Here is a 14,708-nt window from a genome sequence, read left to right as displayed (position 1 = left end):
AGTCTTACGGTGAGCGGTAAGCGGTGTTCGGTAGGGCCGATCAGCTCCGCCGAAGAGGACTTCTCGACTCGGGGACCTGCCCCTAGTCTGCCGATGACGCTCAACGGACTGTGAGGGTGCGCGATGAACACCATGAGTTCCCAGGGCTCTCCGATTCCCGCCGACGTGTGGGACCAGCAGGAGATGCGGGACGCACTGGCCCGACGAGAGATCAGCTCGGTCTACCGGCTGCTCCGACGGCACGGCGTGTCCCAGCGCCAGATCGCGGCGCTCACTGGGCAGTCGCAGTCCGAGGTCTCGGAGATCCTCAAGGGACGCCAGGTGATGGCATATGACGTCCTGACGCGGATCGCCGTCGGCCTGGGTGTCCCACGTGGATACATGGGTCTCGCCTATGACGAGACAACGGCAGTGAGGGTGGCCGCAACCGCGGACTCACCCCATCCTGAGGAGGACGAGTCGGTGAAGCGTCGGAAGTTCCTCGCGCACGCCGCCGCCGTGACAGTCGGCGCGGCCGTGTTCGGAGCGGACTCCGGGTCGTGGGTTTCACACCCCACACAGACTCCGGCTCCGGGACGCATCGGCATGACCGATGTGCGCCAGGTCGAAGCGGCGACGCGGGCTCTGCGTGCCCTGGACTACCAGTACGGCGGCGGTTCCTGCCGCGACGCGGTGGTCGCCCAGCTGTCCTGGGGACAGCAGATGCTCGGTGCGAGCTCCACGGACGTCGTCCGCCAGCGCCTCTACGTCGCGCTCGCGGACCTGCACAACCTCGCCGGCTGGACGTCGTTCGACACGGGCTTGATGGACTCGGCCCGCAACCACTTCGGTCAGGCGCTCGACCTCGCCAAGCAGGGCGAGAACGAGGCGCTGATGGCGAACATCCTGTACCGCATGGGCCGCGTCTACTTGCACCAGAACGCCCCCGACGACGCGCTGAAGGTGTTCCAGCTGGGGCAGTTGGCCGCGCAGAACTCGGGTTCCGAGCTGGCGGTGGGCATCCTGTGCGCGAACGAGGCCTGGGCCTACGCGAAGATGGGTTCCGACGAGCAGGCGCTGAAGCTGCTCGGCCGCGCGCGCGACGAGTTCTCCCGCGCCAACGTCACCGAAGCCCCCGCCTGGGCCAAGTTCTTCAACGAGATCGACCTCTCGTCCATGATCGGCACGGTGCACACGGAGCTGGCGCAGACGGTGGACGCCAAGTACACGAGGACCGCCATCCCGGCGCTGTCCAAGGCGATCAACAACTTCGGTGACGAGTACGCGCGCAGCCGCTCGTTCAACCTGACCTCGATGGCCATCAACCACCTGCTCGAGGGCGACATCGACCACGGCGCCAAGATCGGTCGCCAGGCCGTCGACCTGTCCGAAAGCCTCAAGTCGGTGCGCACGAAGCAGCGCATGGAACCGCTGCGCCAAGAGGCGGAGAAGCGCCGCAACAACCCGGAGGCCCGCGAGCTCGCCGACCGCGTCGCCCGCTTCACCGGCACCGAGTCGGCCGCCTAGTCCCATCTCGTTTGGGTCCTATAGCACCACTTTTGGATGGTGTGGGACACGAACCGGTAACGCCAGGACCTTCTCCCACGAATGCAGCATCGACGGGCGTGAAATCCACGCCTAAGGTGCGGCAGGTCGGGGGCGAAGGACGAGGTGCGGCGCGTGAGCCTTACACGGAGGTGGCGTTCCAAGAGAGCGCTGCGGTCCGCGCAGTTGCTCGACGAGGTGGTGGACACCCAGCTGCCGCTGCTGGCGGCGTTCGACGAGGAGCGACGGCGCAGGTCAGCCGACTATCTCGCGGAACTGGTGGCGCTGGCGCAGGACTACCGCTACTACGCCAACGGCTGGATCGACAGCCGTGAGCTGGACCGCCGCGGTCAGCGGACGATGAACCGGCTGGCGCGCATGCGCGAAGAATCTTCGGCTCGACTGATCACCGACTAGTCCGTTCGTGTGCAGCTCGTCGCGCTGATCGGACCACTCACCGAGTCCGCGCCCCAGAGTCGTGGATGTTTCACGTTGAACAATCACCAGGGCACCGGTCCGCTGTGGTCGAACAGGCCCCCGGTCGGTCCGTCGTCGGGCAGGGTGGCCAGCCTGATCGCGATCCTGGCTCCCTCCGCGGGTGTGTCGGTCCCCTGGAAGCCGTTGAGATCGGTCGCCACATAGCCGGGGCACGCGCCGTTGACCTTGATGTTCTCCAGTTCCTTCGCGTACTGCACGGTGATCGCGTTCAGGTACGTCTTCGACGGCGAGTAGGTCCCGCTGACCCCGCCGAGGGTGACACCCGGTGTGCTCTGCAAGGTCAGCGACGCGACGTGGCTGGACAGGTTCACGATTCGCGGCCTGGCTGAGCGCCTCAGCAGCGGCAACAGTGCGTTGGTGACCCGGACGACTCCGATCACGTTGGTCTCCACCACCGTCCTGATGCCCTCCGGTGTGGCCGTCGACGGCTGGTCCGGCCACCCTCCGGCGATGGCGGCGTTGTTGACCAGCACGTCGAGCCGGCCGAACCTCTCCTCGAACAGTGCGGCCGCTTCGGTGGTGCTCTCGTCGTCGGTCACGTCCAACGGCACGAAGAACGCGTCAACGCCCTCCGCCTGCAGCTTCGCCGCCGCTTCCTCGCCTCGCTGACGGTCCCGTGCGCCGACTCCGACGCTCATCCCCAAGGCGCCCAGTCCCGCCGCGATCTCGTACCCGATGCCCTTGTTCGCGCCGGTGACCAGCGCAATCGTCTGTTCGCTCATGCATTTGATCGTGGTCCGGTCCGCGTTCAAGACCAACATCACTTCGGTGTGGCAGCGATACCCGGCCGGTATCGATAGCGTGAACGCGTGGAGACCCGAGAGCTTCGGTACTTCGTCGCGGTCGCGGAAGAACTGCACTTCGGCCGGGCCGCCGACCGGCTCGGCATCGCCCAGCCGCCGTTGTCGCGGACGATCGCCCAGCTCGAGCAACGGCTCGGCGTCGCGTTGCTGACCCGCACCAGCCGCAAGGTCTCGCTCACCGAGGCGGGCGCGGTGCTGCTGACCGAGGGAAGGGCGATCCTCGGCGCGGTCGCCGCGGCCGAGCGGCGAACCCGCACCGTCGACCGGCCTTCGCTGGTGCTGGCCGCCAAGGCAGGGGGCTCCAGCGAACTGCTGGCGAAGCTGCTCGACGCCTACGCCGCCGAACCCGGTGCGGTCGCCGTCGACCTGCTGTTGTGCGAGGCCCACGCCCGGCAACCCCTGCTCGACGGACGCGCCGACGTGGCGATCCTGCACGAGCCGTACGACTCGACCGCGGGTCTCGACGTGGAGGCCCTGCACACCGAGAGCCAGTTCGCGATCCTGTCGACCTCGCATCCGCTGGCCGGCGCGGCGCAGCTGAGGATGGCCGACGTCGTCGACCTGCCGGAGCTCGCGCGCTGGCCGGAGCCCGACGGCACCTACCTGCCAGGCCCCGGCGTGGAGGTGCACAACGGGACGCAGCTGTTCCAGATGATCTCGCTCGGCCGTGCGGTCGCGGTCATGCCGGAAGTCGTGCGCACGGGCCTGCTCGAAGGCCTGGTCGCGGTGCCGGTGGTGGACGCGCCGAAGGTGACGACGGTGATCGCCTGGCCGCCCCACAGCAGGTCGCGTGCTGTCGCTGACCTGGTGCGCGTGGCGATGGGGTTCAGCTGACGGGTGCCCGGCTGAGGATCACGGCGAGGCCGAACGCGACGCCCATGATCGTCACTTCGAGGATCGCCCACTGCACGATCGCGGTGACCTTGTGCTGCGAGATCTTCGGAAGCAACCGCCACCGGATGTGCGCGCCGAGCACGGCGATCGCCACGGCGCAGACCGCCTTGCCGAGGAACAGCAACCCGTAGCCGGTGGTGAACATCGACTGCGGGAACGGCACGACGGGGTTGAGGATCAGCTCCAGCAGCCCGTTGAACAGGCCCGTCACCGTGACGACGATCAGGCTGATGGTCGCGACCTTGGAGAACTTCGGCAGCGCGACCGCGAGCAGTCCCTTGCGGTAGGCGACCAGCGCCATCAACGCGCCGAGCCCGCCCGTCCACGCCGCGGCGCCCAGCACGTGCAGCTCCATGGAGACCATCGAGTAGTCGTGGTACTTCCAGTTGGAGGCGTGCCCGGTCACCGGGATCGGCAGCAGGCCGAACATCGAGATCAGAATCCGCAGTTCGGCGGGCACCGACTCGCCGCTGCGCACGGCCATGACGCCGACCAGCAGGTAGACGAACGCGCAGGCCGCGCTGAACAGCAGGCCCTTGCCGGCACCGACGTTCGCGATGTAGTCGATCGCGTTGCCGATGCTGACTTCCGTGCCCGGCCGCAGCTCAGCGGCCTGCAGGACGATCGCCAGCAGTGCCGTGACCACCCAGACGGCGGCGGCGACCACCGCGGCCGGCCGGGCGAGGCGCAGCACCGGTTCGGTGTGCGTGGGCCGGTCGAAGCCGAGCAGTTTCGGCAGGATCGAGAGTCCGACGACGATGGTCGCCGAGACGTCCAGCAGCACCCGAGTGACCGGCAGGCCGTACCGGACCGCCGCCCCGGCGTCGACGACCCCGGCGACCACGACGGGTGGTGCCAGCACGAGGCCGAGCGCGATGCCCGCGAGCGCGCCGAGGACGAGCCCGGCGAGCACGCGGTAGTGGGAGGGGGCGGCGGTCCGGACGTCGCTCATGCCTTCGCGCCTCCGCCGCCGCGCAGGGCGAAGAACACGCCACCGCCGAGCAGCACCACGGCGCCGACGATCCACACCCAGATGGGCAGGCCGTCCCCGTTCGGCCTGCCGACGAGGTCCTTTGCCTCGACCTGGCGCGGCGTGCCGGTGCCGTCCTTCGTGAGCGTGAACGTCAGCTCACCGGAGACGGGGTGGCCGTCCGCGGACAGGATGCGGTAGCCGATCTTGTACTGGCCGGCCTTGCCGAGCGCGGCGACCTTCGTGGAGACCGCGTTGTCCTTGATCGTCGGGTCGCCTTCGACCTCGTAGTGACCGCCGTTGGCGTCGACGACCGAGATCGTGTTGATGCCCTGGCCACCCTGCACGTCCTGGTCGAACGTCAGCGTGACCGTCGAGGGACCGGCCTCCAGCGAGGTCTTGTCCTTCGGGTCGCTGCTGATCAGTGCGTTGTGCGCCGCCGCGGGGGCGGCCGTGACGAGCACGGCCGCACCAGCGAACAGGAACGCGACTAGCGCGCGCTTCATGCCTTGCGCCGCGAACGCAGGATGGCGCCGACGCCGAAGCCCAGGCCGAGCGCGCCGACGGCCAGACCCGCGCCACCGAGGTAGCGGGCGGTCTGGTCGGAGCCTGCCGACGCCTGGTGGGTGTCGGTGCTGTTGGCCGCCGGAGTCGTGCCGTGGCCGCCGTGGCCGTCCTCGCCGGCCTTCTTCGGGGCGAGCTTCAGCGCGGGCGCCGGGTGCTCCGGCTCCTTGCCGTCGGCACCGGGAGCCTGGCTCCAGTCGACGACCTCGCCGTTCTCGTAGGTCTGCTTGGCCGGGAGCAGGAGCGTGTCCTTCTCCGGCAGCGTGCCGAGGGAGACGAAGAACTCCTGGTACTCGGTCGTCCCGATCTTGGTGCCGGGCTCGGCGGTCCAGGTGATCGTCTTGTAGGCCTCGGTGATCTCCTTGCCGCCGACCGTCACGGGCTTGTCGAGCTTGCCCTTGACGACCTCGGACTTCCAGCCGGCCAGCGGCTTGGTGCGCACCGACGTGAGCGGGGTGTCCTGCGGCAGCGTCACCTCGACCTTGGTGGTGCCCGCGTTGTCCCGCTCGTTCGGGACGCGGAACGCGAACGTCGCGCGGCCGCCCTGGGTGAACTCCGACGGCTGGGCGCTGACGTGCGCCGATGCGATGGTGGGCGTGCCGAGGACCGCGAGTCCGGCCACGCCGAGGACGGCGAGCGCGCGCACGCCAAATCGATTTGTCGACATGAAGTTGTGGCTCCTGATTGCCAAAGGGATTAGGGGTTTTGGGTGTCAGGAACCACAGGGCGGCCCGCGCCGCCCGTTCGCCCGCCTCAGGTCCGTCACGTGCGCGTACGCGACGTAAGGCGTGCTGGTGAACGTCCGCAGCGGCTTGCGTACCGGCAGCGGCGTGAGCCTGCGGGGGATCAGGCGCGTGACTGCGGAGAACAGCCTGAACAGGGCGTTCTCCGCGTGGAACAGGAGGATGCCGGTCAGCGTCGCGGCGACGAGGTGCGCCACGAACATCTGCCCGGTGAGCGTGTTGTTGTGCTCGTGGTTCACCCAGGTCAGCAGCAGGTGCTGGGCGAGCTGGGCCGTGCCGAGGCCGGCGATGACCGAGAGCTTCCCGGTCCGCTTGTCCGCGAGCGATGCCGCCGCGAACGCGATCAGCACGACGAGCGGCAATGCGTGGATGAACTCCGACAGCTCTCCGCCGCCCAGTCCGTGCGCGGCGATCGTGAGCGCGGCAGAGGTCAACGCGAGCGCGGCACCACGCAGGGTGCGCAACTCACTCGACCGTGTGCTCACCTCGGTGAGGGTAATCGGAGGAGTTTGCCCCGGTCTATGAGCGGGTAGCTAGGTTCGCATGCATAACCAATGCGACCAGCCGGGCCGTACCGACCGGGTCGTGTTCGGCGTTGCCGCTGGTCTGACGCTTGCGTTCGTGACCTGGGGAATCGTCGGCACGTCCAGTCTGGCGTCCGTGTCGAAGACGGCGCTGGGCTGGATCATCCAGCATCTGGGATGGGCCTTCGTGATCTCGGCCTCCGGGTTCGTGATCTTCGCGCTCTGGCTCGCGTTCAGCCGCTACGGCAAGATCCCACTCGGTCGTGACGACGAGAAACCCGAGTTCAAGACGGTCTCCTGGGTCGCGATGATGTTCAGCGCAGGCATGGGCATCGGTCTGATGTTCTACGGCGTCAACGAGCCGCTGACCCACTTCGTGAAGCCGCCGCCCGGTACCGACGGCGATCCGCTGGAAACCGCGATGGCCACCACGTTGTTCCACTGGACGCTGCATCCGTGGGCCATCTACGCCGTCGTCGGCATCGCGATCGCGTACGGCAGCTTCCGCCGCGGCCGGTCTTCGCTGATCAGCGCGGCCTTCGCGCCGCTGCTGGGACGCAGGGCGGCCTCGGGCTGGGGCCGTGCGATCGACGTGATGGCGATCTTCGCGACGCTGTTCGGCTCGGCCGCCTCGCTGGGACTGGGTGCGCTGCAGATCGGCAGCGGGCTGGAGGCCGCCGGCTGGACCGGCAACGTCGGCAAGGGTGTGCTCGTCGCGATCATCGCCGTGTTGACCGTGGCTTTCGTCGCGTCCGCCGTCTCGGGTGTCGCGAAGGGCATCCAGTGGCTGTCGAACATCAACATGGTGCTGGCCGTGACGCTGGCGCTGTTCCTGTTCGTGGTCGGGCCGACCGTGTTCATCCTGAACCTGCTGCCCACGGCTCTCGGTGACTACTTCCGCGAGCTCGCCACGATGGCGGGTCGTACCGCTGCCGCCGGTGGCGACGCGACCGAGACCTGGCTGTCCGGGTGGACGATCTTCTACTGGGCCTGGTGGATCTCGTGGACGCCGTTCGTCGGCATGTTCATCGCGCGGATCTCGCGCGGCCGCACGATCAAGCAGTTCGTGGCCGGCGTGATCCTGGTGCCGTCCGCGGTGTCGCTGGTGTGGTTCGCGATCCTGGGCGGGACGGCGATCTTCGAGCAGCGCCGCGGCGTCGACCTGGCCGGCCAGGCGACCCCGGAGTCGCAGCTCTTCGCGTTGCTCGACCAGTTCCCGCTGGCGGCGATCGCCGGGGTCGTGGTGATGGTGCTGGTGGCGATCTTCTTCGTGTCCGGTGCGGACGCCGCCTCGATCGTGATGGGAACGCTCTCCCAGGAGGGGACGATCCGGCCGACGAAGCCCGTGGTGATCTTCTGGGGCGTGCTGACCGGTGCCGTCGCCGCGGTGATGCTGCTCGTCGGCGGGTCGAACGCGCTGACAGGGCTGCAGAACCTCACGATCATCGCGGCGTTGCCGTTCATGGTCGTGATGGTGGGTCTGTGCGTCTCGCTGGCTCGTGATCTCCGCTCGGATCCGATGATCCGGCGCGAGGAACGCGTTGCCGAGGTGATGGAGGAGGTCACCGCGCACCTCGACCCCGGCCAGGTGGTCGAGGAGGCGGCGGTCAAGGCCGTGGCCGAGGTGACCGGCAAGACGCCAGAGGTCAGCGCACGTTCAAACGCTTGAGCAGGTCCTGCTCCAACACGTCCAGATCAGTCCCGACGGCCCGGTGCGCGGCTTTGCGCCGGGCCGTCGGCATGCGTTCGGAAGCGCGCACAGCGGCGAGGAGTTGGGCGAGCCGAGCCTCGGTCTTGGAAACCCATGCTTCGTCGGAAGCGCGCAAAGACTCCAGCGAGTCGGAAAAGCCCACAATTCGCGCGTGCAGCCGGGCGCCGTAACCCGAGTACTTGCCGATGTCCGCGACGTCGATGCCGAGGCGGCGGGCGCGATAGCGGTCGTACTGCTCACTCAGCATCCCGGCGCCGCGGGCGAGTACCGGGGCAAGGACCGGAATGAGCGCCGGGGCGAGCACCTTTGCCACTCCGACCAGGTTCTTGGCCCTCTTGGGCGTGATCAGATGGCCGGTTTTGCGCGCCATTCGGGTACACCTCCTCCGTCACGAGAAACTTACTGCCCAGGTTGCTGACACATGAGGTCGACGCGCGACATACCCTGCTGCTGTGACTTCCCAGGTGCAGCTAGACGCCGGCGTGGTCACTCGTTGTCGGCGGCGGGTGCACCTCGAAAACGATCCGGAGATGCGCGACGCTCCCAAAGCGGCGCCGGATCCGGCTTCGGAACAACGGAAAGCGGACGCGACGAACCATCGTCGCGCGGTGGCGGACGCGCTCGGCCGGATCGTCGGCTCGAACTTCTTCGAGGTGCCGAACGGACCGGACGTGCGCAGTGCGGACCGCGAACGCGTCACGCTCGCCGCGATGGAGATGGGCGCGCAGTACATCTGGGGCGCCGCGTTGCCGCGTGACCCGCGCGGTGGCCGGCGCGGTGGCATCGACCTGCTGGTCAAGGACACCACCGGGTACGTGCCGGTGCTCGTGGTGCGGCACAAGATCACCGATCCCGGCCAGGGCGCGCGCACGAGCCCGTTGACCATGCCGTTGCCCGGTGGCAGCCGCACGGACCCGCACCGCAAGGTCCGGCCGCAGCCGCGCGACCAGCTGCGACTGGCGCACGCCCAACGGCAGCTGCAGGCCGCCGGGTACGCCGCGCACGGCCGCGCGACCGGTGGCGTGATCGGCATGGACGCGGACGTCGTGCTGTGGCACGACCTGGAGGCGCCGACGTGGCCGGGCGGCCGCAACGCGCTGGCCGAGTACGACGCCAGGTTCTCCGACCGGCTCGCCGTCGCGCTGGCGGCCGTGAACCAGCGGGACGCGCTGGCCAGGCCGTCGCGGATCGTCGACTGCAAGACCTGCCCGTGGTGGCCGACCTGCGACAGCGATCTCAAGCAGGGCAGGGACGTCAGCCTCGTCGTGCGCGGCGAGGACGCCGTGGCGCTGCGGAAGGCTGGACTGTCCACTGTGGACGATCTGGCCGCGCTGGACCCGCTGGCGGAGGGCCCGATCCAGCTCGTCGGCATGCCGTTCGGGGACGCGGTCGTGCTCGCACGGGCCTGGCTGCGGGATCTCACCCTGGTCCGCCGCGTGCCCGAGATGAAGGTGCCGCGCGCGGACGTCGAGGTCGACGTCGACATGGAGAGCTTCGGCGACCTCGGCGCGTACATGTGGGGCTGCCTGCTGTCCGGAAAGGACATCGACGAGGAGCACGGGTACCGCTCGTTCGTCACGTGGGACGCGCTGCCGTGCGACGACGAGGCCCGTTCGTTCGCCGAGTTCTGGACCTGGCTCACCGGTGTCCGGCTGCGGGCGAAAGCGCGCGGGCTGTCGTTCCACGCCTACTGCTACAACGAGCTCGCGGAGAACCGCTGGCTGCTGGCTTCGGCGGAACGGTTCGCCGGCAAGCCGGGGATTCCGACCATCGCCCAGATCAAGGAGTTCATCGGGTCGGACTCGTGGGTGGACCTGTTCGGGATCGTCCGCGAGCAGTTCCTGTGTGCGCACGGCAAGGGCCTGAAGATCATCGCGCCGGCGGCGGGGTTCGCGTGGCGCGACCCGGAGGCGGGCGGCGAGAACTCCATGCGCTGGTACCGGTCGGCCGTGGGGATGAACGGCGACGCGCTCGACGTCGAGCAGCGCCGACGGCTGCTCGAGTACAACGAGGACGACGTCCGGGCCACCCACCGCCTGCGCGAGTGGATGACCTCGGACGCGATGTCCAAGCTGCCTTTTGCCGGCGACCTTTAGCGGGGCGCCATGCGGAGAGCGCCGTCCATGCGGATGACCTCGCCGTTCAGGTAGTCGTGCTCGACGAGCGAGACCGCGAGCTGCGCGTACTCGGTCGGCTGGGCCAGACGCTTCGGGAACGGGATCCCGGCGGCGAGGCCCGCGCGGAACTCGTCGGAGACCGTGGCGAGCATCGGGGTGTCGACGATGCCGGGCGCGATGGTCAGCACGCGGATGCCGACGCTCGACAGGTCGCGGGCGGCCGGCAGGGTCATGCCGACGACGCCGCCCTTGGACGAGGCGTAGGCGACCTGGCCGATCTGACCGTCGAACGCGGCGATCGACGCGGTGTTGATGATGACGCCGCGGGCGCCGTGCTCGAGCTCCTCGGTCTTGCCCATCGCGGCGGCGGCCAGGCGCAGCACGTTGAACGTGCCGATCAGGTTGACCTCGATGACCTTGCGGTAGAGGTCGAGGTCGTGCGGGCCGGTCTTGCCGACGGTCCTGGTCGACGGGCCGATGCCCGCGCAGTTCACCGTGATGCGCAGCGGGGCGCCGGAGCCGGCCGCGGTGTCGACGGCGGCCTGGACCTCTTCCCCTGAGGTCACGTCGGCGGCCAGGTAGGTGACGTTCTCGACGGCTTCGGCCTTCTCGATGGCGCTGGGCAGGTCGAGCGCGAACACCTGCGCTCCACGCGCCGCCAGCGCACGTGCGGTCGCGCCGCCGAGACCGGACGCGCCACCGGTGACGATGGCCGCGGTACCCGAGATCTCCATGCCTTCATCCTCCTCGAAGCGAACTGCTCGCGAGGAGGTTAACGCTCGTTACCTGAACTTCAACGGTCGGACCAGTGGAGCAGTGCCACCAGAGGTACTGCCGCCAGCAGCGCGAGGCCGATGAAGATCGTTGCGATAGCCAGTACTCCCATGCTTTGAACTGTGCCGTTCGAGCGTGTTCGAAACATCGGCCGCGCCGGTAGACCTCTGGTAGGAGATCTGTCACGGTCAGCTACAACGAAAGTCGTACGGCGTTCTCCGGGCGGCCAACTGGGGCTGCCAACCTCACCCGCATGTTCACGCGACGCATCGCGGTTGTAGGAACGGGCTACGTGGGGCTGACCACCGGGGCATGCCTCGCTTCTCTGGGACACCGCGTCGTGTGCGCGGACCTCGACGCCGTGAAGGTGGCGCGGCTGCGCGCCGGGCAGGTCGACATCCTCGAACCAGGTCTCGCCGAGCTCGTCGTCGAGGGGCAGGCGGCCGGGCGGCTCGGGTTCGTGGTCGGGGCCGCTGCCGCGGTGGCCGACGCCGAGGTCGTGTTCTTCTGCCTGCCGACGCCGATGGGCGCGGGTGGTGCGGCCGACCTGAGCGCGGTCGAGTCGGTGGCCGCGGAGATCTCCGACGTGCTGCCGTACGGGGCGGTCATCGTCACCAAGTCGACGGTGCCGGTCGGTACGTCGGGACGCGTGCGCGCGATGCTCGGCCGTGAGGACGTGGCGGTCGTGTCGAACCCGGAGTTCCTGCGTGAGGGCACCGCGGTCAAGGACTTCCTGCACCCGGACCGGATCGTGGTGGGCTCGGACTCGCCGCCGGCTGCCGAGCGGGTGGCCGCGTTGTTCGCGAAGCTCGGTGCGCCGACCGTGCTGATGGACGCGGCCAGCGCCGAGATGGTCAAGTACGCCGCGAACTGCTTCCTCGCGATGAAGCTCTCGTACGTCAACGCGGTCGCTGAGCTGTGCGAACTGCTGGGTGCCGACATCGAGTCGGTGTCCGAGGGCATGGGCTACGACAGGCGGATCGGGCAGTCGTTCCTGAAGCCGGGGCCGGGCTGGGGCGGCTCGTGCCTGCCGAAGGACACGCACGCCATGGTGCAGATCGCCGAGGCGGTCGGGGTCGACTTCGGGCTGGTCCGGTCGACGATCGAGGCCAACGTCCGTGCGCAGCTGCGGGTCGTGGACAAGGTGCGGGCGGCTTGCGGCGGAACGCTGGCCGGCGTGCGGATCGGTGTCCTCGGCCTCGCGTTCAAGGCGGGCACGAACGACCTGCGCGACTCGCCCGCGCTGGCCGTCGCCGAACAGCTGGTGCTGGAAGGGGCCGACCTCACGGCGTTCGACCCGGAGGTGACCGGGCCGCTGGCGGGCATGCTGCTGACCGACGACCCGTACCAGGCGGTCAAGGGCGCCGAGGCGGTCGTGCTGCTGACGGACTGGCCGGTGTTCCGCACGCTCGACTGGGTGCGCGTCGCCGAGCTGATGGACGGTCACGTCGTCGTCGACTCCCGAAACCACCTGGATCCAGACGCGTTGGGACGCGCTGGACTGCTCCATTCGGGTGTGGGGCGTGCGTCACTCGGAGTCACGCAATTTAGTTAGCGTCGCATACCTTTATGGGGTGTTCACCACGCGCCCCGAACTCGTCGGCACCTTCGGCATGGTCGGTTCGACCCATTGGCTCGCCTCGTCGTCGGCCATGGCCGTGTTGGAGGACGGAGGCAACGCGTTCGACGCCGCCGTCACCGCCGGTTTCGTGTTGCAGGTGGTGGAACCGCATCTCAACGGCCCTGGTGGCGAGGTGCCGCTGATCTTCGCGACGGCCGGTTCGGCACCGCGCGTGCTGTGCGGTCAGGGTGTTGCTCCGGCCGGCGCGACCATCGAGCACTACACGTCGCTGGGGCTCGACCTGGTTCCCGGCAGCGGACTGCTGGCCGCGACCGTGCCCGGTGCGTGGGACGGCTGGCTCACCCTCCTGCGTGATCATGGCACCAAGTCGTTGCGCGACGTGCTGGACCGGGCGATCGGCTACGCCCGCAACGGCTTCCCGCTGCTGCCTCGGGCCGTGGACACCATCGCGCTCGTCTCCGACCTGTTCCGCGAGCACTGGACCACGTCGGCCGCGCAGTGGCTGCCGGGTGGCGTGCTGCCGAAGCCCGGCGGCCTGTTCCGCAACCAGAAGCTCGCCGACACCTGGGAGTGGCTGCTCGCCGCCGCCGAGGCCGCGGGCTCGAACCGCGAGGCGCAGATCGAGGCCGCGCGCCGGGCTTGGTCGCAGGGTTTCGTCGCCGCGCAGATCGACGAGTTCTGCCGTTCGGAGTTCCGCGACGACTCCGGCCGTGAGCACGCCGGCGTGCTGACCGGTGCCGACATGGCGGAGTGGGAGGCGTCCTACGAGGACGCACTGATCGTGGACTTCGACGAGTGGTCGTTGGTCAAGGCCGGCGCGTGGACCCAGGGACCCGTGCTGGCGCAACAGCTCCGGCTGCTGGAGGGCTACGACCTGTCCTATGTGGACGGCAAGCCGACCGCGGAGACCGTGCACCTCGCCGTCGAGGCCGCGAAGCTGGCGTTCGCCGACCGCGAGGCCTGGTACGGCGACGATCCCGACGTGCCGCTGGAAACGCTGGTGTCGCGGGACTATGCCGCGCAACGTCGTGCGTTGATCGGCGCGGAGGCTTCCTTCGAGCTGCGTCCTGGTTCGCCGGACGGCCGGAATCCGTTGCTGCCCAAGCACGTCCTGCAAGGTGCAACCGACGGCGCATCGCTCGACGCGATGGGCTCGATCGGCGAACCGACGGTGGCGCGGACCGGTGCGACGCGTGGCGACACGGTGCACGTCGACATCGTGGACCGCTGGGGCAACATGGTCTCCGCGACTCCGTCCGGCGGCTGGCTGCAGTCGTCGCCGACGATCCCGTCGCTCGGCTTCTGCCTCGGCAGCCGCGCCCAGATGTTCTGGCTGGACAAGGGTTTGCCGAACTCGCTGGCTCCCGGCAAGCGCCCGCGGATCACCCTGTCGCCGTCGATGGCGTTGCGCGACGGCGTGCCCGCGCTGGCGTTCGGCACGCCCGGCGGCGACCAGCAGGACCAATGGCAGCTCGGCTTCTGGCTGGCGCACATGGCGGGCCTGAACCTGCAAGAAGCGATCGACTCGCCGATGTGGCACTCGAACGCGTTCCCGAGCTCGTTCTACCCGCGCGCCTGGACCCCCGGCGAGCTGGTCATCGAGTCACGCGCCGGCGCGGACGTCCTGGAAGCGTTGCGGCGCAAGGGCCACCAGGTCGTGGACGCCGGCGAGTGGACTCTCGGCCGGATGTCGGCCGTGGCGAGGGACGCCTCGGACGGACTTCTGCGCGCCGGTGCGAATCCACGCGGCGCGCAGGGTTACGCGGTCGGACGTTAGCCGCCGATCACTTCGGTGCCGTCGTGGACGAGCTCCACGTTGCCACCACCGAAGTTGTGCAGCGTGCTGACGCCTGCGGAGCCCGCGAGCTCGCTGACCTGCTTGATCGGGTCGACCTGCGGCAGCTCCGGGGTCGGCAACGGCGAGGCCTGCGCGGTGGAGGCCATGGCGGCGAGCGCGCCTGCGGCGATACCGGCGGACGCGACGATCTTCTTGATGCTCAAGGC

15 protein-coding genes are annotated in these 14,708 nt (G+C 69.1%); 7 read left to right on the top strand and 8 right to left on the bottom strand.

Annotation, left to right across the window (positions count from 1 at the left end):
• The first annotated feature begins 123 nt into the window (after positions 1 to 123).
• Both DI276_RS45945 and DI276_RS45940 read left to right on the top strand, forming a co-directional pair.
• A complete protein-coding gene (locus tag DI276_RS45945; RefSeq protein ID WP_112276084.1) occupies positions 124 to 1,506 on the top strand; it encodes a helix-turn-helix domain-containing protein in 1,383 nt (460 codons plus the stop codon).
• A gap of 153 nt (positions 1,507 to 1,659) precedes the next feature.
• Positions 1,660 to 1,941: a hypothetical protein gene (locus DI276_RS45940; RefSeq protein WP_109632983.1), complete on the top strand. Its 282-nt coding sequence runs from the start codon at positions 1,660 to 1,662 to the stop codon at positions 1,939 to 1,941.
• A gap of 83 nt (positions 1,942 to 2,024) precedes the next feature.
• On the opposite strand, the gene DI276_RS45935 is transcribed toward DI276_RS45940, so the two are convergent.
• Positions 2,025 to 2,744: an SDR family oxidoreductase gene (locus DI276_RS45935; RefSeq protein ID WP_112276336.1), complete on the bottom strand. Its 720-nt coding sequence runs from the start codon at positions 2,742 to 2,744 to the stop codon at positions 2,025 to 2,027.
• A gap of 87 nt (positions 2,745 to 2,831) precedes the next feature.
• Here DI276_RS45935 and DI276_RS45930 point away from each other — a divergent pair, with 87 nt between their 5' ends.
• Positions 2,832 to 3,659 (top strand): LysR family transcriptional regulator, encoded by an 828-nt coding sequence (locus DI276_RS45930; protein ID WP_112276082.1) that lies wholly within the window; start codon positions 2,832 to 2,834, stop codon positions 3,657 to 3,659.
• Here DI276_RS45930 and DI276_RS45925 read toward each other — a convergent pair.
• Genes DI276_RS45925 through DI276_RS45910 form a run of 4 tightly spaced genes read right to left on the bottom strand, consistent with a single transcriptional unit; the run spans position 3,652 to position 6,481 of the window.
• The gene (locus DI276_RS45925) at positions 3,652 to 4,671 is read right to left on the bottom strand and encodes a copper resistance D family protein (RefSeq protein WP_112276080.1); all 1,020 of its coding nucleotides are present in this window, start codon (positions 4,669 to 4,671) and stop codon (positions 3,652 to 3,654) included. The genes DI276_RS45930 and DI276_RS45925 overlap by 8 nt on opposite strands.
• Positions 4,668 to 5,195 (bottom strand): copper resistance CopC family protein, encoded by a 528-nt coding sequence (locus tag DI276_RS45920; protein WP_112276078.1) that lies wholly within the window; start codon positions 5,193 to 5,195, stop codon positions 4,668 to 4,670. The genes DI276_RS45925 and DI276_RS45920 overlap by 4 nt, the downstream gene beginning before the upstream one ends.
• A complete protein-coding gene (locus DI276_RS45915) occupies positions 5,192 to 5,920 on the bottom strand; it encodes a YcnI family copper-binding membrane protein (protein WP_112276076.1) in 729 nt (242 codons plus the stop codon). The genes DI276_RS45920 and DI276_RS45915 overlap by 4 nt, the downstream gene beginning before the upstream one ends.
• 45 nt (positions 5,921 to 5,965) lie before the next feature.
• On the bottom strand, positions 5,966 to 6,481 hold the full coding sequence (locus tag DI276_RS45910; RefSeq protein WP_157985368.1) for a hypothetical protein: 516 nt from the start codon (positions 6,479 to 6,481) through the stop codon (positions 5,966 to 5,968).
• Positions 6,482 to 6,539: 58 nt separating this feature from the next.
• On the opposite strand from DI276_RS45910, the gene DI276_RS45905 reads away from it, so the two are divergent.
• The gene (locus DI276_RS45905; protein ID WP_112276073.1) at positions 6,540 to 8,189 is read left to right on the top strand and encodes a BCCT family transporter; all 1,650 of its coding nucleotides are present in this window, start codon (positions 6,540 to 6,542) and stop codon (positions 8,187 to 8,189) included.
• Here the strand turns inward: DI276_RS45905 and DI276_RS45900 are convergent.
• On the bottom strand, positions 8,167 to 8,601 hold the full coding sequence (locus tag DI276_RS45900; protein ID WP_112276071.1) for a DUF6474 family protein: 435 nt from the start codon (positions 8,599 to 8,601) through the stop codon (positions 8,167 to 8,169). The genes DI276_RS45905 and DI276_RS45900 overlap by 23 nt on opposite strands.
• An 82-nt stretch (positions 8,602 to 8,683) precedes the next feature.
• Between DI276_RS45900 and DI276_RS45895 the strand changes: the two genes are divergently transcribed.
• A complete protein-coding gene (locus DI276_RS45895) occupies positions 8,684 to 10,327 on the top strand; it encodes a TM0106 family RecB-like putative nuclease (RefSeq protein WP_112276069.1) in 1,644 nt (547 codons plus the stop codon).
• Here DI276_RS45895 and DI276_RS45890 read toward each other — a convergent pair.
• Positions 10,324 to 11,082 (bottom strand): SDR family NAD(P)-dependent oxidoreductase, encoded by a 759-nt coding sequence (locus DI276_RS45890; protein WP_112276067.1) that lies wholly within the window; start codon positions 11,080 to 11,082, stop codon positions 10,324 to 10,326. The genes DI276_RS45895 and DI276_RS45890 overlap by 4 nt on opposite strands.
• 293 nt (positions 11,083 to 11,375) lie before the next feature.
• Here DI276_RS45890 and DI276_RS45885 point away from each other — a divergent pair, with 293 nt between their 5' ends.
• The gene (locus DI276_RS45885) at positions 11,376 to 12,677 is read left to right on the top strand and encodes a UDP-glucose dehydrogenase family protein (RefSeq protein WP_112276065.1); all 1,302 of its coding nucleotides are present in this window, start codon (positions 11,376 to 11,378) and stop codon (positions 12,675 to 12,677) included.
• A 19-nt stretch (positions 12,678 to 12,696) separates the two neighbouring features.
• Positions 12,697 to 14,481: a gamma-glutamyltransferase family protein gene (locus tag DI276_RS45880; protein WP_112276063.1), complete on the top strand. Its 1,785-nt coding sequence runs from the start codon at positions 12,697 to 12,699 to the stop codon at positions 14,479 to 14,481.
• Here the strand turns inward: DI276_RS45880 and DI276_RS45875 are convergent.
• Positions 14,478 to 14,705, bottom strand: coding sequence for a hypothetical protein (locus tag DI276_RS45875; RefSeq protein WP_112276061.1), 228 nt, complete (start codon positions 14,703 to 14,705; stop codon positions 14,478 to 14,480). The genes DI276_RS45880 and DI276_RS45875 overlap by 4 nt on opposite strands.
• Positions 14,706 to 14,708 lie beyond the last annotated feature (3 nt).

Origin of the sequence: Lentzea terrae, assembly GCF_003265345.1 — a bacterium.
Taxonomy (GTDB): Bacteria; Actinomycetota; Actinomycetes; order Mycobacteriales; family Pseudonocardiaceae; genus Lentzea; species Lentzea terrae.
This window is presented reverse-complemented; position numbering and strand designations above follow the sequence as displayed.